The 24,467-nt window shown below is 43.8% G+C and carries 17 protein-coding genes and 1 pseudogene; 8 read left to right on the plus strand and 10 right to left on the minus strand.

All coding sequences use genetic code 11. The annotated features are described in order from the left end of the window. Positions 1-26: 26 nt before the first annotated feature. The 3 genes from AACU32_RS09750 (at position 27) to AACU32_RS09760 (ending at position 3,201) form a co-directional block, all read left to right on the plus strand. The gene (locus tag AACU32_RS09750) at positions 27-1,673 is read left to right on the plus strand and encodes a M48 family metalloprotease (RefSeq protein WP_096599386.1); all 1,647 of its coding nucleotides are present in this window, start codon (positions 27-29) and stop codon (positions 1,671-1,673) included. Between the two features lie 67 nt (positions 1,674-1,740). Further along, positions 1,741-2,547 (plus strand): COP23 domain-containing protein, encoded by an 807-nt coding sequence (locus AACU32_RS09755; protein ID WP_096599387.1) that lies wholly within the window; start codon positions 1,741-1,743, stop codon positions 2,545-2,547. Positions 2,548-2,988: 441 nt separating this feature from the next. Beyond that, positions 2,989-3,201, plus strand: coding sequence for a hypothetical protein (locus AACU32_RS09760; protein WP_339377712.1), 213 nt, complete (start codon positions 2,989-2,991; stop codon positions 3,199-3,201). A 39-nt stretch (positions 3,202-3,240) separates the two neighbouring features. Here AACU32_RS09760 and AACU32_RS09765 read toward each other — a convergent pair whose 3' ends face one another. From AACU32_RS09765 to dxs, 4 genes are all read right to left on the minus strand, one after another. Further along, positions 3,241-7,470 carry a chemotaxis protein CheB gene (locus AACU32_RS09765; protein ID WP_096599388.1) on the minus strand — a complete coding sequence of 1,410 codons (4,230 nt, stop codon included), beginning with the start codon at positions 7,468-7,470 and terminating at the stop codon, positions 3,241-3,243. 729 nt (positions 7,471-8,199) lie between these two features. Then, positions 8,200-9,708, minus strand: coding sequence for a protein kinase domain-containing protein (locus AACU32_RS09770; protein ID WP_445223220.1), 1,509 nt, complete (start codon positions 9,706-9,708; stop codon positions 8,200-8,202). 176 nt (positions 9,709-9,884) lie between these two features. After that, positions 9,885-11,012, minus strand: coding sequence for a hypothetical protein (locus AACU32_RS09775; protein ID WP_096599389.1), 1,128 nt, complete (start codon positions 11,010-11,012; stop codon positions 9,885-9,887). Positions 11,013-11,135: 123 nt separating this feature from the next. Then, positions 11,136-13,043 carry a 1-deoxy-D-xylulose-5-phosphate synthase gene (gene dxs / locus AACU32_RS09780; RefSeq protein WP_096599390.1) on the minus strand — a complete coding sequence of 636 codons (1,908 nt, stop codon included), beginning with the start codon at positions 13,041-13,043 and terminating at the stop codon, positions 11,136-11,138. Between the two features lie 476 nt (positions 13,044-13,519). Here dxs and AACU32_RS09785 point away from each other — a divergent pair, with 476 nt between their 5' ends. After that, on the plus strand, positions 13,520-14,095 hold the full coding sequence (locus AACU32_RS09785) for a PEP-CTERM sorting domain-containing protein (RefSeq protein ID WP_339377714.1): 576 nt from the start codon (positions 13,520-13,522) through the stop codon (positions 14,093-14,095). Positions 14,096-14,183: 88 nt separating this feature from the next. On the opposite strand, the gene AACU32_RS09790 is transcribed toward AACU32_RS09785, so the two are convergent. Next, positions 14,184-14,864, minus strand: coding sequence for an S-layer homology domain-containing protein (locus AACU32_RS09790; RefSeq protein ID WP_096599391.1), 681 nt, complete (start codon positions 14,862-14,864; stop codon positions 14,184-14,186). A 260-nt stretch (positions 14,865-15,124) separates the two neighbouring features. On the opposite strand from AACU32_RS09790, the gene rpiA reads away from it, so the two are divergent. Beyond that, complete coding sequence (gene rpiA / locus AACU32_RS09795) at positions 15,125-15,835, plus strand: ribose-5-phosphate isomerase RpiA (RefSeq protein ID WP_096607934.1); 711 nt, start codon at positions 15,125-15,127, stop codon at positions 15,833-15,835. Positions 15,836-16,092: 257 nt separating this feature from the next. Here rpiA and AACU32_RS09800 read toward each other — a convergent pair whose 3' ends face one another. The 3 genes from AACU32_RS09800 to AACU32_RS09810 all read right to left on the minus strand — a co-directional run bounded on the left by AACU32_RS09800 (position 16,093) and on the right by AACU32_RS09810 (position 19,067). Next, positions 16,093-17,127 (minus strand): methyltransferase, encoded by a 1,035-nt coding sequence (locus AACU32_RS09800; RefSeq protein WP_096599392.1) that lies wholly within the window; start codon positions 17,125-17,127, stop codon positions 16,093-16,095. Positions 17,128-17,192: 65 nt separating this feature from the next. Next, complete coding sequence (locus AACU32_RS09805) at positions 17,193-18,818, minus strand: tetratricopeptide repeat protein (RefSeq protein WP_096599393.1); 1,626 nt, start codon at positions 18,816-18,818, stop codon at positions 17,193-17,195. Positions 18,819-18,836: 18 nt separating this feature from the next. Further along, on the minus strand, positions 18,837-19,067 hold the full coding sequence (locus AACU32_RS09810) for a hypothetical protein (RefSeq protein ID WP_339377716.1): 231 nt from the start codon (positions 19,065-19,067) through the stop codon (positions 18,837-18,839). 597 nt (positions 19,068-19,664) lie between these two features. Between AACU32_RS09810 and AACU32_RS09815 the strand changes: the two genes are divergently transcribed. Continuing rightward, positions 19,665-20,378, plus strand: coding sequence for a hypothetical protein (locus AACU32_RS09815; RefSeq protein WP_096599394.1), 714 nt, complete (start codon positions 19,665-19,667; stop codon positions 20,376-20,378). Positions 20,379-20,944: 566 nt separating this feature from the next. On the opposite strand, the pseudogene AACU32_RS09820 reads toward AACU32_RS09815, so the two are convergent. Then, positions 20,945-21,094, minus strand: a pseudogene (locus AACU32_RS09820) (transposase); the annotation flags it as partial. Positions 21,095-21,239: 145 nt separating this feature from the next. On the opposite strand from AACU32_RS09820, the gene AACU32_RS09825 reads away from it, so the two are divergent. Both AACU32_RS09825 and AACU32_RS09830 read left to right on the plus strand, forming a co-directional pair. Continuing rightward, on the plus strand, positions 21,240-21,587 hold the full coding sequence (locus AACU32_RS09825) for a hypothetical protein (RefSeq protein WP_096599395.1): 348 nt from the start codon (positions 21,240-21,242) through the stop codon (positions 21,585-21,587). 24 nt (positions 21,588-21,611) lie between these two features. Continuing rightward, positions 21,612-22,793 (plus strand): aldo/keto reductase, encoded by a 1,182-nt coding sequence (locus tag AACU32_RS09830; RefSeq protein ID WP_096599396.1) that lies wholly within the window; start codon positions 21,612-21,614, stop codon positions 22,791-22,793. Positions 22,794-22,935: 142 nt separating this feature from the next. On the opposite strand, the gene AACU32_RS09835 is transcribed toward AACU32_RS09830, so the two are convergent. Continuing rightward, a complete protein-coding gene (locus tag AACU32_RS09835; protein ID WP_096599397.1) occupies positions 22,936-24,267 on the minus strand; it encodes a hemolysin family protein in 1,332 nt (443 codons plus the stop codon). Positions 24,268-24,467: the final 200 nt, after the last annotated feature.

The raw sequence follows: 24,467 nt of genomic DNA on the forward strand, positions 1-24,467 counted from the left end.
AAAATTTTTAATAAAACAACCCCAGCATGAAACGAACTAAGAAGTCTCTGCTATTAGCTTTGAACTGGGTGTTACTCTCTTTTGGCACATCGATTTTTATTATTCTCGCCCAACCTACAGCACCCGTTCCCGCCCAATCGCCTGCTTCTACCACGGTTGAAACTACTAATACACCCAATTCACAACAGACTAGAGAAGAACAGCTATCAAAGCCGGTTGTCATCCCCCAAACTACACCCTCTGTTGAGAGTACACCACAGCCGACACCTACACCCAAGCCAGATGAGGCGGACGAACCAGCACCCACTCCCGAAGAAATCGCCCGTCAAGAAAAATTGATCGCCGCAGACAAGCTTTATCTGGCGGGACAATTTGCAGAAGCGGAAAAAATTTATCGCGAGGTGAAAGCACCTTTTGCCAAAACTACTCAACCCCAAGAACTCAAACCAGCAATAATTGATCCAACGCAACTATCCCCAGGCGGAAAAGTTTACTGGCGAGAATCAGAAGCGGGAATAGCGAAGAAGTTACAATCAAAAACTTTAGTACCTCTGCAATTACTGGTGGAACAGTATCCGGAGTTTATTCCCGGACATATTCGATTTGCGGAAGTTCTCAAGCAATACGATCGCTCTCCACAAGCATTAGATATATTAGAACGGGCAGCTTCACTTTATCCCAACCAACCGGAACTCATTAAAGCCAGAGTTACAGCCCTCGCAGAAGCCCAAAAATGGATGGAAGCTTCTTTAGCCGCCCGTCAATTTGCGATTCTCAACCCCAAAGATCCCCAAGCTGGGGAGTTTACCAATTTAGCAGAAATTCATCTTAAACGTTACAAAACCCATATTCAAGCTGAGATCAGAGGTAATGCGATCGCAAATATTCTTACAGGTGCATTAGGTTACGCTGTTACTGGCTCTCTACTAGGGCCATTTTCTGCCCTTGATTCTACCATCTTGCTGCTACGGGGGGAAGAATCCATCGGAGAATCCGTAGCCAAACAAGCCAAAGAACAACTTAAAGTGATTACCGATGAGACAGTAGTTGCCTACGTCAATGAAATCGGACAGAAATTAGCCAAAGTAGCCGGACGGAATGAATTTAAATATGAATTTTTTGTAATTCCCGAAGAAGACCTTAACGCCTTTGCCCTGCCTGGTGGGAAAATCTTTATTAATGCAGGTGCGATCGCCAAAAGCAACTCCGAAGCCGAATTAGCTGGGTTAATCGGCCATGAATTATCCCATGTAGTTTTATCCCACGGCTTTCAACTAGTCACTCAAGGTAATTTAGTTGGCAACCTCACTCAGTATCTTCCATTAGGCGGCATTATCGGACAACTCTCAGCCCTAAGTTACAGCCGCGACATGGAACGTCAAGCAGATACCCTCGGAACCCGCTTAATTGTCGCCACAGGTTATGCGGCTGACGGCTTACGTAACTTAATGGTGACACTAGAAAAACAACAAAAAAATGCTCCTCCTGGTTGGTTATCTTCTCATCCCGGAGGTAGTGAGCGAGTCAGTTATTTAGAAGATATGATCATCAACAGCAACTATAACCGCTACACCTACGAAGGAGTCGAACGACACAGCGAAATTAAAATCAAGGTAAAACAGCTACTCAAAGAGAAAAAAGCAGAAGAAGAAAAAAAGCAGCATTCTCGATGAACTAAAACCAAAATTTTTCGTCACTGAAGCTATCAATATCCTTACCTATTTCCCTAGAGGATGATTTATGTCATCACACGCTTTGAAGTTTGTACTTTTGAGTAGTTTAGGATTATCCTGTTTCCTGGGCAATTCCGCAGCATTTGCCCAAGTTGATAATTCTGGTGGTGTTGTTGTCCCCACAGACTCCACCGGCTCACCGACACCAACAAATACACCCGTACCAATAGATACATCAACAGGTACACCTACTTCACCCACAGCCGATAGTAATACTCGCTTTAGCTGTCAGATGTATAACGGTCAGTATACCGTCATGTATCAACCCCAAAGTCAACCTGGTCAATACTTTGCTTGGGCAGCACCTGCGGCTTTGGGTGGTGGCTGGGACCCACAAAAACGCTGTGCAACAATAGCCAGTCGTTTAGAATTGTATCGTCCAGACGGCTTACAAGAACTCCAAGTAACCAGAGAAAATAACGAGAATATTGTCTGCGTCACCACAGAAGCTAATTCCACCTGTCGAATTGTCCTTACCGTACCCCGGGAAAAAGACCCCTATACTGTCCGCAATAGCATCTTCCAAAACTTAACCACAGCCGACAGCGGACAGCAAACCATCGCCGTCAACACCTACCGCAATCAAGGCGGATTAGGCGATTTATATAACCTAACTCGCACAGCTTTAGGTGGGAATCGCGTTTCTACCGCTAGAAGTGGTATCAATCTTAAACCTTTCCTCGATCGCAAAGATGGTGGTACTGGTAACGGATTGAAGAATGGTGTCGCATTGCGTAACCGTTCCACTAGCCAAACAAATGTTCGCCAACCAAATAATAGCATTCGCCTCAACCCCGATAGATTCCGCCGTTAATTAAAGGGCAATGTGTATCTACTCAAACGCGCTGCAAAGGATCTAACAGCGCGTTTTTGTTTTTTACCCCACCCCCAACCCCTCCCCTTGGCAAGGGGAGGGGCGGTTTTGCGTCAGCAAAGCCGGGGTGGGGTCAATACGGTTCGGTTAGTGTTTTGATCTATCCAAGATCCCCCCAACCCCCCTTAAAAAGGGGGGCTATTTTTCCAGATTTACCCCCTTTTTAAGGGGGTCGCCGCAGGCGGGGGGATCTGGGTTTCAGGCTTCAGTGCGTAAGTCCTAAATTTATTTTTTGGAGTTCCCTAACGGGGCTTTGAACTCCATTAATGAGGCTTTGAACTCCATTAATGAGGCTTTGAACTCCATTAACGAGGCTTTGAACTCCGTTAATGAGGCTTTGTAACTCCGTTAATGAGGCTTTGTAACTCCGTTAACGAGGCTTTGAACTCCATTAACGAGGCTTTGAACTCCGTTAACGAGGCTTTGAACTCCGTTAACGAGGCTTTGAACTCCGTGAATCAGGCTTTGAACTCCGTTAACGAGGCTTTGAACTCCGTGAATCAGGCTTTGAACTCCGTTAACGAGGCTTTGAACTCCGTGAATCAGGCTTTGAACTCCGTTAACGAGGCTTTTAGCTCCATTAAGGAGCCTTAATGCCCAATGCCCAATGCCCAATGCCCCATTCCCCATGCCCTATTGCCTAACTCTTCCCGCCAAAGCAGCGACGATGTATAGTAATTGCGTGGGTTCAACGGGTTTGGCAATGTGCATTTGAAATCCGGCGGCTAGGGCTTCTGTTTGTTCAGCATCTCCAGCATAAGCGGTGAGGGCGGCGGCGGGAATTTGCCCCCCAGCTTCAGCATCCAGCGCCCTTACCTGACGAATCAAATCGTAACCGTCTTGTTCTGGTAAACCAATGTCTGATAGCAGAACATCGTAGCCGTTAGGGTTAGCTGTTAAGGTTGAGAGTGCGGCGTTAGCTGATGCAACTGCTGTGACTTCTACTTCATACTGCTCAAGGATAATGGTAAATAACTGGCGAATATCAGCTTCGTCATCGACAATCAGTACCCGCACACCTGCCAATGAGGTAATATTTTCAATTGGGATTTCTGGCTGGTTTTGTAAGGCAATCAACTGTCTATTACTGGGCAGAGAAATTTCTGGGGAGTGAGTTGGCAAGGGTAGCCTGACTGTAAAAGTTGCTCCTTGTCCTTCACCTGGACTTTGTGCTTCAACTGTACCACCGTGGAGTTCTACTAAGTGACGCACGATGGAAAGCCCCAGCCCTAAACCAGGGTTTGAGCGCCTGCTGCTACCATCAGCTTGACGGAAGCGCTCGAAAATATAGGGGAGAAAGTTGGGTTTAATACCTTGCCCTGTGTCGCTAACTTGAATTTGAGCGTAAAAATCAGTGTACTGTAGCTCAATATCAATTCTGCCGCCGACGGGGGTAAATTTAATGGCGTTAGAAAGCAAGTTCCACATCACCTGCTGTAAGCGATTGGGATCGGCATTGATTCTTATATCTGTAGGATCTAGCCTAGATTCAATTTGGATATTTTTGGCTGCGGCTGAGATCCGGACAACGTCAATGGCGGCTTGAATTACGGGTATAAGTTCAATAGGCTCAGCATCCAGACGCAGCCTACCTGCGGTGATGCGTGAGATGTCTAACAAATCTCCAATTAACTGGGCTTGAGCGATCGCACTGCGCTCAATTGCTTCTAGTCCTTGATTAATTATCTCTTGAGGGAGATCTGGCCTTTGTAGCATCTGTGCCCACCCCAGTAAAGCATTAAGCGGGTTGCGTAGTTCGTGGGAAAGAATTGATAAAAATTCATCTTTGGCGCGGTTGGCTGTCTCCGCAGCAGTGCGGGCTGATTGTTCTTGAGTTAATAGCTGTGTGCGTTCTGCTTCTAGTTGCTTTTGCTGGGTGATATCTTCAATTACTAGGAGAATTAATTGCATATTGTCGATTTGCGGCATTCTCCGCGCATTTAGCCGCATGATTTTGTGCCCGATCGCCTCAAAGTTATGCTCTACTTCTAAATCTTGAAATGGGGCATTGCTGGGGATAACATCTTCTAAGAGCGATCGCAAGCTGGGTATATTCCATTGTCCGTTACCGAGTTCAAAAATCAACCGTTGTTCTGTTTGTGTGGATAGCACTTGGAAGGTTTCGTAGAAAGAGCGGTTAGCTTTGACTACCCGTAAGTTTAAATCTAGCACCACTATGGATTCCCGCACGGTATCTACTATTGCCTCGGCGTAATCTCTTGATGCTCTGATCTGTTCGGCGCTGCGTTTGAGTCCGTCAATGTCAACCAATACCACCACCGCACCGTCAATTTTATTATCTATTGTCCGGTAAGGTCGGATACGCAAATCATACCAGTGTCCTTCGGAGTCTTGAACTTCCTGGCTTTTAAAGTTGAGTGTACTAATTACTTCTAAAATTTGTGGCTCTAAATCAGAAATATTTAATCTATGGTTAATATCACTCAATGGTCGCCCCACATCCGTGGAAATCAGGTTAAAAATTGTGCCAGCTACCGGAGTAAAGCGGCGAATCTGCAAATCACCGCCTAACATGAGAATGGGAATATTGATATTACTGAGCAAATTCTGCAAATCATTGGTCACCTGAGTGGATTCAAAATTCCGCCTTTGCAGTTCGTCGTTAATCGTATTTAATTCTTCGTTGGTTGCTTGAATTTCTTCTTTAGCAGTTTCCAATTCCTCATTAGTACTTTGCAATTCTTCGTTGCTAGAGAGGATTTCTTCGTTAGCAGCTCTGAGGTTTTGATTAGTGGCTTGCTGTTCCTCAATAATTGATTGCAGATATTCTTTAGTAGTGGCTAACTCCTGTTTCAGTGTGTTAATTTCTTCCTGTGCCGCCGCTTGTTTTCCCCGTGCAGATTTGATGTGGCGATCGCTCCCTGACTCAAAAACAGTATTTGCTGGCGATGGCATATCTGTAAACAGTACTAAAAAGTAGCGTTCATCACTACTGTGAGCTTTAAACGGCACAACATCAACCCGCACCAGCCTGACTTGACCGTTCTCGATTATTTGAATCCCTTCTTTGCGCACTGTTGTCTGTCGCTGTTTTGCTTGGTGAATCGCCGTGCGTAGCTCAAGCCGCAGTTCTTCCCTTGCCATTTTCAACAAATTAAAGCTAGGTCTACCTGGTGGCGGTTGCAGATAGGAACTAGTTTGTCCGCGAAATTGCACAATTTCTAAATCGTAGTTGATCGCTACACCCACCGGAGCATAGTTATTTAACACTATTTGGTCGGCTGCTGTGTGCATTTCCATCTCAGTCCAACCATTTTCACCCACTGATGGCTGCGGCGTATTTACCTTGAGGGGGTAGTTGCTGGCGATTAAATCTATACCCAACCGCGCCGGAACCATTTTGCGGCTATAAATTTTGTACTTTCTATCCGCTATACTAAACAAATCAGAAAATTCCCCTACTGTTTCTGAGGTGCCTAACATCAAAAAGCCAGTGGGCTTGAGACCATAATGAAAGATTGGTAGGAGTTTCTTCTGTATCGGGGTTCCTAAATAAATTAGCACATTGCGACAGGTAATCAGATCCAGTTGGGAAAAAGACGGATCGCTCATCAGGTTTTGCCGAGCAAAGATACACAACTCCCGCACCGGCTTGCTGATTTGGTATCCACCTTCTACCTGGACAAAGAACCGCTGGAGACGTTCTGGGGAAACTTCTGTGACTTGATTGGGTTTGTAGAAGCCAATTCTAGCAATTTCAATTACCGCCTCATTGATATCCGTAGCAAAAATCTGGATCGTTGTAGCGATTATTTGATTGGACAAAAATTCCAATAAGGAAATAGCGATCGAGTAAGCTTCTTGACCGGTTGAACATCCCGCTACCCAAATGCGGATGGGTAAATCTGGTGTACGTTCATGGGTAATCAGCGGAAATACTTTTGTCTTTAAGGCTTCAAAAGATTCCGAATCGCGGAAAAAACTGGTGACAGTAATCAATACATCCTGATACAACGCCATAACTTCTGCGGGATTTTCTTGCAGATAGCTGACGTAATCTTCCAACCTTTCCAGCTTGTACAAAATCATCCGCCGCAGAATGCGCCGCTTGAGAGTATTTTGTTTGTAGTGGTGAAAATCAACCCCCGTAGCAGTTCGTAGCAGACTAAAGATAGTTGAGAGAGCATCACTGCTAGCTGGAAGTAACTCAGCTACCTCAGTCTGTGTGGCTGGCGGTGGTTGGTTGATATAAGGATGACGGCTCAGTTTTACCAACTCCTCAGCAATCTCTCGCGGGGTGAGAATAAAATCTACATTACCCGAAGCTACAGCCGTGTTCGGCATCCCAGTGACTTTTGCCGATTCTTGACACTGAGCAAAAGTAATCCCTCCAGCTTCTTTGATAAATTCTAGCCCCCGTGTGCCATCGCCGTCACTCCCCGACAGCACTATGCCAATCGCTTTGTTTCCCCGATCCTGTGCTAAAGATATCAAGAAAGCATCCACTGACATAAAAAATCCGGATGTTTTTTCTCTAGGAGACAGTTTCAATACTCCCTCAACAATAGTCATCTTGGCATTAGGTGGAATCACGTAAACATGATTCGGTTCAACAACCATCCCATCCCGCACTTCCACAACAGACATAGTGGAAGCCCGTGAGAGAATCTCACTCAACAAACTTTTTTGATTCGGACTCAAGTGCTGAATCAGCACAAATCCCATCCCGGTATCATTGGGCAAATGACTCAGCAATTGTGTGAAAGCTTCCAATCCACCTGCTGAAGCTCCCATCCCCACAATCGGAAATAATTCATTTTGATGATTCTGCTGCTCTGGATTCGATGATTGCTCAGCAGGGGAATCGGATTGAGATTTTTTGGTAGACCGCCTACGGTTCATGATGTTAGTAGGTAATAATTTGGGGTGTGGAGCTAATTGGTTTAAAAGCAATGATTATGTGTATAAATGCGATTCAAAGTATACTATTGTGTATATTTGCTTTCCTAACTCTCTGAATAATTTTTATTTGATGATGCTACTTAACATAGCGTGATAAATATTAATATTAGGTAGAGCATTGCCTACTATATCGAGGTTTCGCTGGGCAATACCACCCTTTGCTGAAGCTTTCAGTGTATATAACTTTTGCAATAATCAAAGCGGATTCCTATATTTTATTTAGGTATTGCTGGTAGATTATACTATAATTAATAAATCAATGATTCTCTCACTAGATAGAAGTTGAAAAATAGGGCATAGGGCATAGTCAAGACTACTCATACCAATTTTATGTGAGGCTGCATATTAAAGCTGCAAGGCTAGAAGCCACTGGCTCTATGAACAAAGCCTGCCTAACGCAGGCTAATTATATGCATCTTCATAGAGAATTGGTATCACCTCAAAATATTCAGTTTGGGTTATTTGAGCAAAGAAAGGCTTCAGGGCACGAGGCAGCTATGCTGGAGGTTTTAGAATATAATTCTTCCCTTTGTAGGACTTACGCATAACGAGAGCGAAAGTAGCGGTAATTAATGAATGGGAGCGAGGCAATAATCAGCGTTTCGGTCATATTTTGCGTAAGTCCTACCTCTATATTAAAATAATAGCCTCAGTTGAGTTTCGTGGGCGTTATTTCTTAAAATATCTCAAGTTATAACGGTCTTGATATTTGGCGATATAGTCTACATTTTTCTGTTCTAATGGTGTAAGTAATTTACTAGGAAATTGTGTTGGTGAATATGCCGGTTGATACCAAGGTTGATTATTAAAGTAATCTTGTAATCCCGGAGTATCAAACCGCCGACCATGAATGGCAAATATCCAATTACGCATAATATCTAATTCAAAAGCATCTTTACCTGCTAAATCTGCATCTGTAACCATTCTTTGGGAAAGCCAAGCATAATTATTGGCTGTGGCGTTGTTAGTTGGTGGTGTGTAGGTATTTGGAGAAGGTGAAAATGTGGGAGTGGCGATGGCTTGTGGTGTTGAAGTTGGTTGTTGTACAGGAGACGGTGAACTAGTTGGAGTTTCTTTAATTGGGGATGTCACATTTGACGATGTTTCTGGTGTTACTGTTGTTTGGGCTATTGGTTGGGTAGGTTTTAACACCTGACTAATAATTACAGACGCACCAATTAACCCGCCAGCAATTAAACCACCAATGATAAAACCGTTGCGATTATTACTTTCCCTTAGAAGGGGTGCGGTGGTTGGCGGTAAGGTTTTCGCTGGTTGAGCGATCGCACCAGGACTGAGAGAAATGGTTGGCGGTGGTGGTGCAGAATTCACCTGCGCTTGCGTCGGTGCAATGGGACTTGCTATGCTCTGTAAAGCATCCAGCATAGCTCTCGCTGTCGGATAGCGATCGCGGGGATGATAGGCGATCGCCCGCTCGATGATATCTGCCATCATCGGACTAAGATGACTTGCATATTGTCGCCAAATAATCTCCGCCGTCTGGGGATCTGTTTCGATTTGCTGTGGTTGTCTCCCAGTCAGCAAATAAATGACAGTCATCCCCAAACTATATAAATCGCTAGAATAAACTGGTCTACCTGCCGCTTGTTCGCTGGGCATAAATCCCGGTGTGCCAATTACAATTGAACTGGTAGGATTTCCTTGAGAATTCACTACCGTTCCCATCGATTCCCGCACTGCACCAAAATCAATCAGTACAGGTTTACCATCACGATGGCGGACAATTATATTATCCGGCTTAATATCGCGATGAACGATATACTTACCGTGGACGTATTCCAATACAGGTAACAAATTCAGCAATAATTCTTGCACAGCAATTTCACTAAATAACCCTTGCTGTTGCACCTTCGCTGTTAAGGTATCTCCCTCCACCCACTCCTGAACTAGATAAAATTGTTCACCTGTTTCAAAATAAGCATATAAAGTTGGGATTTGGTCAGTCGCACCGCCAAGAGTTTCCAAAATCGCTGCTTCCCGTTGAAACCGTTCTTGCACAAGTTGGTAAATCTGGGGATTGCTGTGAATTGGTCTGAGCTGTTTTACCACACAACGGCGCTTTGAGGGCATATAACTATCCTCTGCCAGAAAGGTTTCACCAAACCCACCAGCACCCAATGTGCGGATAACTTGATAGCGATCGTTCAACAGGTTCATTTTAATTTGTAATTCGTAATTGGTAATTATAAATACGTAAGCTTCCTTTAGGCGATTTACAGGAATAAATATACCGCCGCCGTTGGTTTCGACTTCGCTCAACCAACTCAGAGATCGAGAGTTGAGTGTAAAGCCTTCTTTTGTTGGGTAGGCATGGCGGGTATTTTCCTGTAAGTTTATCCACCGAGGGATATAGCACCAGAAAGAAATCCCGTCTCTTTAAGCAGCAATTGTAGTTTTGCGCGATCAAGTTTCGTATCCTTGTTGTTATTTCCCCACATATCAGTAAAGAAGTCTTGCATCAGCGCGATGATACTGCGGTATTTAACGATGCTGGCAACATAAAACTCATCTAATATCAGGTCTTTGTCGGCATGGATCTGCTCGATGTTGTCGAGTAAAATGGATCGCAGTTCATAAGACTGTAAACCTTCTTTGATACCATATTTTTCCCTGATTCTGCGCTTATTGTTCTCTGAACATGAATCATAAGACGGTCGAATCAGGTGTCCCAGATTCCGCAGGATTTCTCCATAGTCGTAAAATGTGTTCTCCTCAAAGAAAGACTCTTCATCTTTCGTCAATGCAAAACTCCGATCTAGCGCCAAACCAAAATCAGTCAAATAAGTTTGTTCGCCGTCGGTGAGAACGTTTTGAAAATGGGCGTCGAAGTGGATGATTCCTTTCGTCTTCAAAAAGTCAATCGTTGTGCGTAAGTCATCCAGGGGTTTTTGAAGTTTGTTGGGATTGTCCCGCAGCCATGTTTCCAGAACATACGGGATATACTCTAGGAACAAAACTAACTCATAATCGGCGATCGCTCTATCCAGCAGATAATTCCCGGCATTTTCACTATTTCCCCAGTACTCTACATATCTTTTGTGATGCGACCTATCTACATCCGCCCGCCGCCCGGAGAATGGAATAATTCGATAATGGTACATTAGTGGGAAGGTGGCGATCGCCCCTTCTAAGACCCAGTGCGTTGTTTTGAGATGAGTCACAAGTTCACGGAAGACTCCAAAACCAGTGGAACCGAAGCCGTAATTACAGTAAGTCGGCACATCGTAGAGGTTTCTGGTGGAGAATAGGTTGTCATATTCGAGGTTTGTCACCGGAATGCGTTTCACAAAGACTTTGGATTGTTCAAGGACGATGATGTGATTTCTCCCCCAACCCGTGCTTGACTCATTCGACTCAAGATTGTCAAACAGAGAACACAATTGTGCATTATTCAACTGAGCGATGTATGAACTCAGATGGAAATATTTCTTCCTTCTGAGTTCTAGATCATTCTTAACCATTTTCCTTCACCTCTAAAAGAAGTAAGACTCTAAAATCTTTTTGGGATTTTTGAGTCTTACTGGTGGGATTTGTGCTCCAATACTTGTAAGGTGTATTTTCGCTGAATTTTACTGCCTAATTAACTAGCTCACAGTAGATAGTTGGCGCTGGAAGAAGGCTTCCAGAACTCTTTCTGCTATTTGCCGACTAGTTAAACCGAGTGCAGCCTTAGATTCATCTGGTGTAGCATGATCTACTAAGATATCTGGTATACCGATGCGCTTCACGGGAACGACAACATCAGCATCGAGTAGGGCTTCGGCTACCGCAGAACCAAAGCCACCCATGACGCAACCTTCTTCTAAGGTAACAACGCGCCCAATTTTCTTAGCTAAAGGCAAAATCAATTCCGTATCTAGGGGTTTGGCGAAGCGCGCATTGATGACGGTGGCTTGAATACCATGTTCGCTGAGAATTTCGGCAGCTTGCATACTTGGGTAAACCATTGTGCCATAGCCAACGATTAACACATCATCGCCAGTGCGGAGAATTTCGCCTTTGCCGATTTCTAAAGGTTCCCAGCCTTCTTCCATCAACGGGACACCATGACCATTACCACGGGGGAAGCGCATGGCGATCGCGCCTTTGGTATAGTTAATCCCAGTGACGATCATCTGTTGCAGTTCGGCTTCGTCTTTGGGTGCCATCAATACCATGTTAGGAATGCAACGCAGATATGCAATGTCATACATGCCTTGGTGTGTCGGCCCATCAGCACCGACAATTCCCGCCCTGTCTAGACAGAAGAACACTGGCAGGTTTTGAATGCAGACATCGTGAATAATCTGGTCGTAAGCACGTTGCAGGAAGGTAGAGTAGATAGCAGCCACAGGACGCATTCCTTCACTAGCTAGTGCAGCAGCTAGGGTAACAGCGTGCTGTTCCGCAATCCCCACATCAATATATTGATTGGGTAGTTTGGCTTGGAGTTTATCTAAGCCGGTTCCTGTAGCCATCGCCGCTGTAATTCCGATAATTTTCGGGTTTTGTTCGGCGAGTTTGACTAAGGTGTGGGCAAAGACTTTGGCGTAAGCTGGAGGTTTCGGCTTGCTAGAAGGAATTGCTTTCCCTGTTGTCAGATTAAAAGGATTTTGGGCGTGGTAGCCTACTTGGTCTTGTTCAGCAAGTTCATAACCTTTACCCTTGGTAGTAACCACATGCACTAAAACTGGCCCTGCTATTTGATGCGCTTGTTGGAAGGTAGCAATTAACTCTTCTAAATTATGCCCATCTACTGGCCCGATGTAGGTAAAGCCCAGTTCTTCAAACACTGCACCCACCTTGGGAACCGCTAACCGCTTCATCCCTTCTTTGATGCGTCCCAGTTCGGGAGACAAGGATTCACCCACAAAAGGAATGTGCTTGAATTGTTCCTCAAAATTATCCTTAATAAATTGCACAGGTGGGCTGAGGCGCATTTTGTTGAGATAGCGAGGAATTGCACCAACGTTGGGAGAGATAGACATTTCGTTGTCATTCAGCACAACCAGCAGGTTAGTTTTGGGTAAGTGTCCTGCATGGTTGATTGCTTCTAACGCCATACCGCCAGTTAAAGCACCATCACCAATTACAGCAACGGCTTTAAATTTTTCCCCCTTCAAATCACGGGCTAACGCCATACCCAAAGCGGCTGAGATACTGGTGGAAGCGTGTCCCGCCCCAAAGTGATCGAACTTGCTTTCACAGCGCTTGAGATAACCAGCGACTCCATCTTTCTGTCTGAGAGTATGAAAGTTGCTGTAGCGACCTGTAATTAGTTTATGGGGATAAGCTTGGTGTCCTACATCCCAGATAACTTTATCCCGATCTAAGTCCAGGGTCTGGTAAAGCCCTAAAGTTAATTCTACAACACCCAAACCTGGCCCCAGGTGTCCCCCAGTTGCGGCTACCGTTTGCAGGTGCTTATCTCGGATTTGACGGGCAATTTGTTGCAACTGCCGAATCGATAAGCCGTGTAACTGATTGGGATGGGTGATTTCGCTCAGATGCATATTATAGGGTTTTCCTCTCTAATCTCTACTTCTGAATATTCTCTGATTTTCCCACGGTAATGTTGCTTGCAGAAGCATACTTAAAATAAGTTGCATTTCCACAGTTTAATTTGATAATTGACCATCTTTGACTCCGAATTTTCTCATTGATGAATCACCCAATGCTCTTGTATAAGAACTTGGCTTGGCTTGGTTCTATTTAATTTAACAAAATGTAATAAAACTTGCTGGCAAAATTTTGTACAATTAACAGCTTTTTATTATACGGATGCCACCGTGAAATTACTTGCTTTAAATACTTTACAAAAGTGTCCAATTTAAGTGAAAATAAACCACAATATCAAGTGAGATTTATCTACTAATTATTTTTTATCTATAGTAATTTTCTGAGCTAGGGTGACTTCCTGAGTTGTGGTTTAAAAATTTAAATATTAATCCTATATTTTAGGATACTTTCGTAAACCCAAGGAAAAAGTATGCAAGGATTGGCGAAAAAACTCACTTTGACAACAGGAGCAGCTTTGGGCATAGCAATGGCAGGAGCCTTTCCTGCTCAAGCTGTGACCTTAAACTTTGCCTGGAATGGGAATGCAGGTTACTCAGCTAAAGGTTCGTTTAATTATGACGAGAATACAGCCCCAGCAACTTTTTCCGAAAGTGGGCCAGGAGCAACTAATTTTTTGCGATCGCTGAATATTTCTTTTTTCAATCCTCTGAATAATCTCATTGCCGCTTATGATAATGTGGTCAATGGCAACGCAACTGCTCAATATTTCAAATTTAACTTCAACACAGTGAAGCAAGAAATATTTGGCACAATAGATTTAGGCGGCGAAGTAGCAGGCGATACTTATTTGTCAGGAACAGTGGGTACGAATCTCTCTTTATATCAGGTTCCGCTATCTGGTGCTGATTTCATCGTGGATAGTAACTCAGGAGCGATCGCAACGGCAAATGTGCCGGAACCAAGTTTGATTTTAGGTATTTTAGCCTTGGGTGCGATGGGCGTAACCTACCGGATTAAGCGACAACTTACACATTCACTCAAATAAACTTGATTTAGATCCCCGACTTCTTTAAGAAGTCGGGGATCTACGCAGCAGTAAGTAAGGTGCGTTAAAGCACACTACAAAATCGATTTTAAGGTGATTGTGGGCTATCTGGAACACCAGGAACAACTGGTGTATCGGGTTGTTTTTGTTGTCGTTGCAAATATTTACTTAATACATCAGCCATATCCCCCCTAGTCATGGGAAGTAATGGGAAGATATTTCCTTGGGCATCTGTAGTCAGAAATCCTTCAGTAATTACAGTAGCGATCGCTTGTCTTGCCCAACTCGGTATTGATGCTGCATCTGGATGGGAAGCAAGAATGTCCTTGACAGTTTCATCAGGAAACTGGAATACACCGTAAGCTTGGGCAAAAATTGCTAAGGCTTCTGCTTTGGTCACTTTTTGGTTCGGGAAAAACAGATTACCCCGATAACCTTTCATTATATCAGTTTTTAAAGCTATTTGAATATCATTAAATGCCCAATGGGAAGGGGGTACATCTGGAACTACTACATTTTCTTTGCTGACAGCCTGACGTTTATCTAGCCGAAATACTTTTACCATAATCGCCGCTAATTCTGCGCGATTAATTAATCTTTCAGCATAAAAATTACCATCAGCAGAGTTTGTCATCCATTTAGCAGCAACTACTTGTTGAATTGCTTCAGATGGTTCACTGGCAGCAGCTTGCGCCACTGGCAATACATAAATTATGGGCAAGTTTTGGAGTAAAAAAACTAAAGATAAAGTACTGATAAACTTATGCATAATTATATTTTTACTAGTCAACAGTCAATAGTAATTTGTCATTTGTCATTTGTCATTTGTCAACAGTCTGTAGGGGCGGGTTCTGTGAGATCTTTACACAGAAAACAGATATGTCGGTTAAACCCGCCCGTACAACAGTCAACAGTCAACCGTCAACCGTCAACCTTCCCCTTTGCCCCTGAAACCGAGAAGTAAGCGCAAAATGTATGTAACTTTGGGTTATGTTCATTTTAGATAAGTTTTATGGAGCATATTTGGGAATGACCGTAGCAGCAGACCCCGTGAAGTTGATGAAGCAAGAAGTTGGCAAAGCCGCCGCTGCTTTAGTCAAATCAGGTTCGATTGTCGGGTTGGGTACGGGTTCAACCACGGCGTACACCATTCAGTTTTTGGGCGAACGCCTCCAGTCTGGTGAACTCAAAGATATTGTAGGCGTTCCTACTTCGTTTCAGTCAGAAGTGCTAGCAAAGCAATACGGTGTTCCTCTGACTACCTTGGACGCTATTGATCACATTGATATTGCCATTGATGGGGCGGATGAAGTTGATCCGCAGAAGAATTTGATTAAAGGTGGTGGTGCAGCCCACACCCGCGAGAAAGTGGTAGATTACTTGGCAAATCAGTTTATCGTCGTCGTGGATAGTGGAAAGTTAGTAGACCGTTTGGGTTCTAGCTTTGCCGTACCCGTAGAAGTTATTCCAATGGCGATCGCTCCTGTGACTAATGCTATCAAAAAACTTGGTGGTAAACCAGAACTCCGTATGGGTGTGAAAAAAGCAGGCCCAGTCATCACCGACCAAGGCAACTTCGTTTTAGATGTGCGATTTGACTCAATTGACGACCCAGTAAACCTCGAAAAAACCCTGAATAATCTTCCTGGTGTTCTCGAAAATGGTATTTTCGTCAATTGCGTCGATTTAGTCTTGGTTGGCGAAGTTAAAGATGGGCAACCACTGGTAAGGCAGTTTTGATTAGGGAATAGGGCATGGGGCATTGGGCTTTAAGGGAGCATCCCAATTTTGCCCTTAATAAATTTGTAGTGGGAGCATCTTGCTCCCTAAGGCAAAGTCAGCGGGCTAGAGAGCCATCACTACAAAAAATAAATTTACACATTTGGGATGCTCCCGGCTTTAACAATGAACAGTTATCAGTACCATGCCCCTGTTCACTGATAACTGATTTCATCCCCCCACACTTCCCACACTCTTTGTTTGCCCCATGCCCAATCCTAAACTTTAACAGCCTCAATAATACTCACTATCGAAGGGGTGGGAATAATTCGGGTTAGTTGAAAGCCAGCAGATTTTAGCAGCGCCCGATATTCCTCCTGTGTACGTTCTCGACCACCTGCCATGACTAGCATATTCAGATCCAGTAGCTTACCGAATGATTGTTCGTTACCAGGGGCAATGACTATTTCAAATAGCAGTAGTTTGCTATGCTGTGGCATAGCTTGATGACAGTTTTTCAGGATAGTAGTAGCTTTTTCCTCATCCCAGTCGTGGATGATGTGCTTGAGCAAATAAGCATCTCCACCTTCTGGGACTGACTCAAAAAAGTTGCCTGCAACTGCTGTAACACGATGTGCAATATCTTCTGCTTGCAGCTGTAGTTTCGTAGCTTCGATGACTTGGGGCAAATCAAAGATAAATCCCTTCAGCTTTTGATTAGCTTTAAGAATTTGAGTTAACAAACTGCCCTGTCCACCTCCAATATCGACAATGTTCTGAAACTCTGAGAAATTATAGCTAGAAATAATTGCTGCTACTTCAACAGCAGTTATATTCGTCATTGCCTGATTAAAACGCTTCGCATCTTCAGGATGTTGGGCGTAGTATTCCCAGATATTGATTCCGGTGGCGTTATCGAAGGCAATTTCGCCTGTTTTTAGGCTATGTAGCAAATTATTCCAACCTAAAGAGTGATGGGTTCCCAGTTCAGAGATCGCAAAAAAACGCAGTGAACCAGGAACATCTGTCTGCAATGTTGCCGCTAAAGGCGTTAAAGAAAATTTGTGATTTTCGTCTTCAGCAAATATACCGACACTGGCAAGGGCACGTAGTAAGCGGTAGAGAGATAGCGGATGAGTTTCGGTAATTGCAGCTAGTTCTTCGGCAGTTTTGGGACGGTCTATGAGGTAGTCGGCGATACCAAGTTTAGCAACTGCATAAATGGCCTTTGATATCCAAAAGCCAGAAATCATTTGCAGCATGGCAATCGGTGGGGGTACAGGAGTATTTGGATTGTTATTGAGTTGAGTCATATAATACATTTCCTTGCTTATACTTAGGATTCAAATTGAAACGCTCAGGAGTGCAGAGTTTTTGTTTACAATTTTTCCAGAGCTAGTTGCATATCGGCGTTTTTCCACGCTGTGGCAAATTTGGTTTGAACTTCTTGCGCCTCAGTAGTTTTATTTAATGCTTGCAAACTGGCTTGCAAGCCAAATAAAGAACGCCCATTTAAGGGATGTTTTTGTAAATCTGCATAAAATATTGTTTCTGCCGCAGCATAATCACCTTTTGCTAATAGCACCCCCCCTAATGCTTCCCGTGTTGGTATGTACCAGTCTGGTGGTTCCATGTAATTAAGGGCATCTTCCTTCTGTACTGCTGTTTCGAGGAATTTAATCGCAGATTCATAGTCCTGCTTGGCTTTGGCAATTTTTCCGTCTAACTGGTTGCTGGCTATCTCTAAAATACTACTGGCTGGACTCATGCCGATAGTTGCGTTGGCGGGAATTGTTTTTTGGGCGTTTAGCAATGCAGTGCGATCGCTTGCGGCATCTTCAAGTTTACCAGTGGCAGCGTTAGCCATCCCATGAGCAAAATACCACAATGCTTTAGTTGTAACTAATTTATCATCTGGCACAGGAGATTTTAAAATTGCATCCCAGTTACTAAAGCGTACCTGAATCAACAGTTTAGTCCCCAGATAACCCTCAACCATTGGGATTTCCGACACAAAAGGTGTAGCCATAGATACTAATTTATCTGCGGCTTCCAGTGCATCTTCATATCTGCCTGCCATCGCGGCGGCTACTGCCAAAAAATGGACGTTATGACTATAGTAGGAAGCCGGATAAAAACCCTGGATGTGATTTTTGCTGATGTAACTTTCATCTTGAGCGATCGCTAATGCATTTGACTGCATGGCTGCGGTATAATCTCCCACCAGAAAATAAATATGGGAAGGCATATGTACTAAATGTCCGGCTGCGGGAACTAGGGTTTCTAGGCGTTTGGCACTTTCCAAGGCGCGTTCTGGAGTCAGCGAAGCTTCCACTGCATGGATATAATAGTGGTTGGCTCCGGGATGATTCGGGTTGCTTTTAAGTACTGATTCTAAAACAGCGACAATCTCTTCAGTATCTTCCCCAGGTTTGCCGTCTTTAGTCCAGAGTTGCCAAGGGTGCAAATCCATCAAGCTTTCGGCGTATAGTGTCTTGGCATCCAAATCTTGGGGATAACGCTTGACTACATCTGACATGGCGTTTTTATAATCTACCGCCAGCTTGTACAAATAAGCGTGGGAATTGTTAGAGTAGCGCTTTGCTAAGGCGTTAATATAGTCTTGTTCTGCTGGCGATGCTTGCTTAGACAAAGTTACAGCTTGTTGGATGGCTTGATATGCTGCTAATTCGCGATCGCTGTCCACTTCCAAGTTAATATTAGGCCCAAGCGCCAGAGCAATACCCCAATATGCCATTGCTAATTGCGGATCGAGTTTTGCCGCATATTTAAACGCACGCGCCGCCTCATCATGATTGAAGGCGTAAATCAAATTTAACCCTTGATCGAAAAACTGTTGCGCTTTGGTATTCTGGGTAGAAACCTGATGGTGGTGCGTTCCCAATCCAGGGATTAAAGCATAGGGTTGTTGTGCTTGGGCAAAAGCTGCACATGGAAAAATTAAGCACAATACCATTGTCCAAATTACAACTAAGTATTTCATTGTCTAAATTCCCATTTTTTAAGCTTTTTTCTTATTGATATCCAAAAGCCAAAGTTTTTCTAAAGTGGCTAGCTTGTGGCGTAGAACTCTAGCGCGATATTTCTTATAGGCATTTAAAGCGACAAATAAGCAAACATGAATAATCATGATATCTAGCCAAATAAAAGTATTAATATATACAGAATTATGGTGACTCTGTTCGATATGAACCGAGTCATTTATTAAATGATTGTGATAATGTTCTGGCATAAGCACCCTCCAGAGATTGAGATATTTGTTCTAATACAAGACTTCATACTGAATCATATAGTTTTCTGATCGGAACGGAAGTAAATGTCATTGGGCATTGGGCATGGGGCATTGGGCATTTATCTCCCTTGTCCCCCTTGTCTCCCTTGTCCTCCTTGTCCCCCTTATCCTCCTTGTCCCTCTCTATGCCCATCATCGCCCCAAATCCCTCATCTCTGGCTAATTTTACGGTTTCTTCGTATTTTGTCAGGAAATCGTAAATATTTAATGAAATAAGTTGCTACGGCTCAGTATTATTGCGATAATTTTGACGAATAATATTTTACATTCTAGAATCACAAGAGGCATAAATATTTTCGCTCAAGGGTCATTGGTTCTTGGTTATTTTCATTTGACTCTGGACTGTGGGCTATTGACTATTGACTATGGACTTTTGACAGCCTTCACTAAAAATCTATGATAATTGTGTAAATATTGGCAGTATTTTTACGGAAAGTTAAAATTTTTGATGAAGAGTTATACAAGAAATCCGCTGCAACGAAGAGTAGGATTATCTGGGAATGCTGAAAAATATTGAAATGTAAAAACTGAGAGTTTATGAACAGAAATTTGCTGCTTCAAGAGTTAGCGATCGCAATTGCGGCGAAGAATCTCAACCCGACGGTTCTCAATCCCGACTTTTTAAAATATACCGGGGTGGTTCCTAGTGATTGGGAACTGGGGCGATCGCCAGTATACGCCAATGGTATCGCCCAGATAACTTTTAGCAATGGGCTATCAATTGTGGCGCAATCCAACCGCATCGTTATCGCGGAGGCTATTGGAAACAAAGAATTACAGGAAGTACAAGTTGCGCAAATTGCTTGTCAGCTAGTCGAAAAGTTACCCAAGGTGGAGTACCAGAGTGTGGGTATTAATCCTGTCGGGTTGTTTATGTTTGACTCGGAAACACAAACCCATCAATACTTATGTCAATACCTCCTGTCTCGTGGTTCATGGCAAGAATTTGGCGAAGAACCCCTTCAAGCTGGGCTTCAGTTAGCTTACACCCTCAAGCGTGGTCAACTAATTTTAGGAATCAATCAAGCAAAAGTTCAGTATCCCGATAAATCAGAATCGGCAATAGTGTTCTCTGGTAACTTCAACTATCCTTTATCTGGTAACTCAGATAGTGAAAGACTACTAGCCATACAGCAATTGATTCAAAATTGGCAAGATGATTTAAAAACTTTTCGCCAACTGCTAGAAGAAAAATTCTTACCGCCCGTCACACAACCAATCAACATTTTCCCCAAAACGGCGGGTGTTTAATAATTCGTAATTCTTAATACTTCGACTTCTGGTGCGTCCGCTACGCGCTAAGCGTTGGCGCAGCCTCTCCGACAGGAGAAGCTATGCCGCAGGCTTTACGCTCAGTACAAGTTCGTAATTCATCTACGAAGAGTCTTTCTGTTATGGGTGGGGACTAATCCCATTATTTATAACAATGAGCTGAATATCATAATAGGATTCATCTTTGTGTCTTCCCTGTGGGTAAAGACTCTGTATCTATACATCTATGCGTGAGTCTGATAAAAAAATGGCGCTTCTGACCCCAATAAATTATTAATTATTTCTACTAAACCAATTGCATCTATAGGACTCCTATTTGATTTTTGAACATATACGTAGGGTGGGCAATGCCCACCGTATCCGGGTTTTGGTGGGCATTGCCCACCCTACAAATACTTAGATTTTTTCAATAATCAAACCGGATTGCTATATCATTCCTAGCACTATTCCCAAATGGTCAATATTCTTGATTTCAATATCTTTGATATTAAACATGATCGCAAAGTATCTAAGAGGATGTTTGAAAAGTTGTGAGGGGTTAAATTTTATGCTAATCGCCGCACCATAATTCGGATCATCGCAATGTAGATAAACGTTTCTGATGTTTCGGGTAATAACTCATAATCTCGGACTAATCGGCGACACCCCATCAACCAACCAAAAGTACGCTCAACAACCCAACGCTTCTTGAGTAAGAGGGTGTTTGAAAAGTTTTGAAGGGTCAAATTTTATGCTAATCGCCTCACCATAATGCGGATCATGGCAAGATAAATAAAAGATACGATTCATCTGTGGATTTAATGGTGGTAGGAAAAATAGTATTAGTCCTTGAGAATACCAATGTTGGAAATGCTCGCGTGTCAATTTACTCCGATGGACAGAAGCATTCAAATCATCGGTAATCAACCGAAGCTATTTGGGAGTACTCAATTACTATTTCAGCAAACCCTAATTACTATTTTCACCTCCCCATGCCCCTTGGGAGCCACAAGCCCCATGACGGCAGTTGCTACCCTGCGGGAAGCCGCTCCGCGTCTACAAGCCGGGAAACCCTTTTGGCAGTTCCTCCTGGGGGAAACCACGCCACTTGCTCCACTTGGGGAAACCCCAAGACCGCAGTGGCTCCCCAAGATCGGACTGCCTCACCAACGCACTGCCTCCCCCATGCCTTCAAGGATTGGTATTTAACCAGACTTAAGATAAAATCGATGAATGCTATATAGAAGATTTGGACGCACAGAATTACAGATGCCACTGTTTTCCTGCGGTGGGATGAGATACCAGTTCCAATGGCAGGATGTGTCCCCTGGTGAGATTCCCCAAGATAATCAGGAAAATCTCGAAGCAACTATTCGACGGGCGATTGAGTTGGGCATTAATCATATTGAGACAGCCCGTGGTTATGGCACTTCGGAAATGCAATTGGGGCGAATATTACCGAAATTTAAGCGCGAAGAGTTAATTGTTCAAACTAAAGTTGTCCCCGTAGCAGATCCTCAAGAATTTCGTGAGACATTTGAGCGATCGCTTAATTATCTCCAACTAGATTACGTGGATTTACTAGGAATACACGGTATTAATAATGACGAAAGCATGAATCACAGCATTCGGACTGGGGGCTGTGTAGAAGTAGCGCAGCAGCTACAAGCAGAAGGGAAAGTGAGATTTATTGGCTTTTCCACCCACGGAGCTACAAATACGATTGTGCAAGCAATTAATACCAATCTCTTTGATTATGTCAACCTGCATTGGTACTACATTAATCAATGGAATTGGGCAGCAATTGCAGCGGCTACACAGCATGATATGGGGGTATTTATTATTAGCCCATCGGATAAAGGCGGAATGCTGTATAAACCACCAGCAAAATTAGTGCATTTGTGTGCGCCTTTGAGTCCGATGGTGTTTAACGATTTATTTTGCCTCAGTCATCCACAGGTACATACCCTGAGTTTAGGCGCAGCAAAACCCCAAAATTTTGATGAACATATAAAAACTTTGGAATTGCTGGATCGCTCAGACGAAATTCTACCACCAATTTTGGCAAGGTTAGAACAAGAAGCGATCGCCACTTTAGGAGAAGATTGGGTAAAAACCTGGCGAGTTAATTTACCCACTTTTGAACAAACACCTGGTGAAGTGAATATTCCGGTGATTTTGTGGCTGTGGAATTTAGCGATCGCCTACGACATGGTAGACTATGCCAAAATGCGCTACAACTTGCTAGGTAATGCGAGTCACTGGTTTCCTGGTAACAAAGCCGACCGACTAGAAGAACTAGACTTACGCCCATGTCTTGTGAACAGTCCCCATGCAAATAAAATCCCCCAAATTCTGACGCAAGCACATCAGCTTTTGGGGGGAGAGGAGGTTAGGCGGTTATCTCAGAGTTAGGGGCTGGGGGCAGAGGGGACAAGGGGGACAAGGGGGACAAGGAAGAAATCACCAATGCCCAATGCCCAATGCCCAATGCCCAATGCCCAATGCCCAATGCCCAATGCCCAATGCCCAATGCCCAATGCCCAATGCCCATTGACTATTGACTCTTGACTCTTGACTCTTGACTATTATTTGCCTTGGGAATCACTAGTACTTTATCTACCCGGTTACCGTCCATGTCCATCACCTCAATACGCATTCCTTCCCATTCAAAATGATCGGCGGCGGCGGGGATACGTCCTAGGTGAGTGATGACAAACCCGCCTAAGGTTTGATAGCTACCGTGTTCTTCTGAGTCCCACTCTTCCATCTCAAAGATTTCTAAAAACTCTTCTACAGGTAACATCCCATCTAACAGCCAGGAACCGTCTTCCCGTTGGACGGCTTGGGGTTGGTCTTGTCCTGGGTCGGCGGGAACATCACCGACAATTTCACTCATAATATCGTTGAGGGTGACTAGTCCTTGAATCACACCGTATTCATCAACTACTAGCGCCATGTGGGTAATGGTTTGCTTAAATAATTCTAAAACTTTTAACCCACGGGTACTTTCGGGGACAAATACGGGTTGTCGCAATCCTACTGTTAAATCTAAGGGTTCACCTTTAAAACTTCTCGCTAATAAGTCTGTCACGGGGATCACGCCCAGGACGTTATCTAGTCCTTCCTGACAAACCGGATACCGGGAATAAGCACTGTCAACCATTTTTTGGCGGTTTTCTTCCGGCGCATCGTCCAAATCGAGCCAAACAATATCAGGACGGGGTGTCATAAAGGAACTGACGGGGCGATCGCCTAGGCGAAAAACTCGCTCCACCATATCCTGTTCGGCTTCCTCAAAGGTTCCCGCCTCTGTACCTTGCTCAATTAAAATTTTAATTTCTTCTTCTGTGACTTGCGGCTCTGTAGATGGTGTAATCCCTAACACCCTTAACACCATTTCCGTAGAAGCACTTAACAGATAAACTGCGGGAGAAGCGATCGCGGCTATAGCTCTCATCGGAATTGCCACAAACGCCGCAATAGCTTCTGGGTTGTTTAACGCTAACCGCTTTGGCACTAATTCACCGACAATCAACGACAAATAGGTAATAATCAAAACCACTAGCCCGAAGGAGAACGGTTGACTATAAGCAGCTAAAAACGGTATAGCCTTCACATAAACCGCTAATTTCTCAGCAATAGTTGCTCCCCCGAAAGCACCAGTCAGAATCCCAATCAGGGTTATGCCAATTTGAATAGTCGAGAAAAATTGATTCGGAGACTCAGCCAGCTTCAATGCTTCTCTGGCTTTGAGGTCTCCTTGATTCGCCATCTGTTGTAATCTTACTTTCCGTGCCGAGACAATCGCCATCTCCGACATAGAAAACACCCCGTTGGCAATAATTAATACCAAAATGATTAAAATTTCAAAAGTCATGGAGGACATGTTTAGAATTGCCGCTATCAAGAGCGAACTTAGCTTAACTTTTAGTATCTAGTATTAAAGGCGCATCGATAAACGCTTTAATTGTACATAAACTCCTAAGTAATGGGCATGGGGCATTGGGCATGGGGCATGGGAAATTGGGCATTGGGCATGGGGCATGGGGCATTGGGCAATAGTTAACAGTCAACCGTCAACCGTCA

Origin of the sequence: Calothrix sp. NIES-2100 (assembly GCF_963875285.1) — a bacterium.
In the GTDB taxonomy this organism is placed as follows: domain Bacteria; phylum Cyanobacteriota; class Cyanobacteriia; order Cyanobacteriales; family Nostocaceae; genus Aulosira.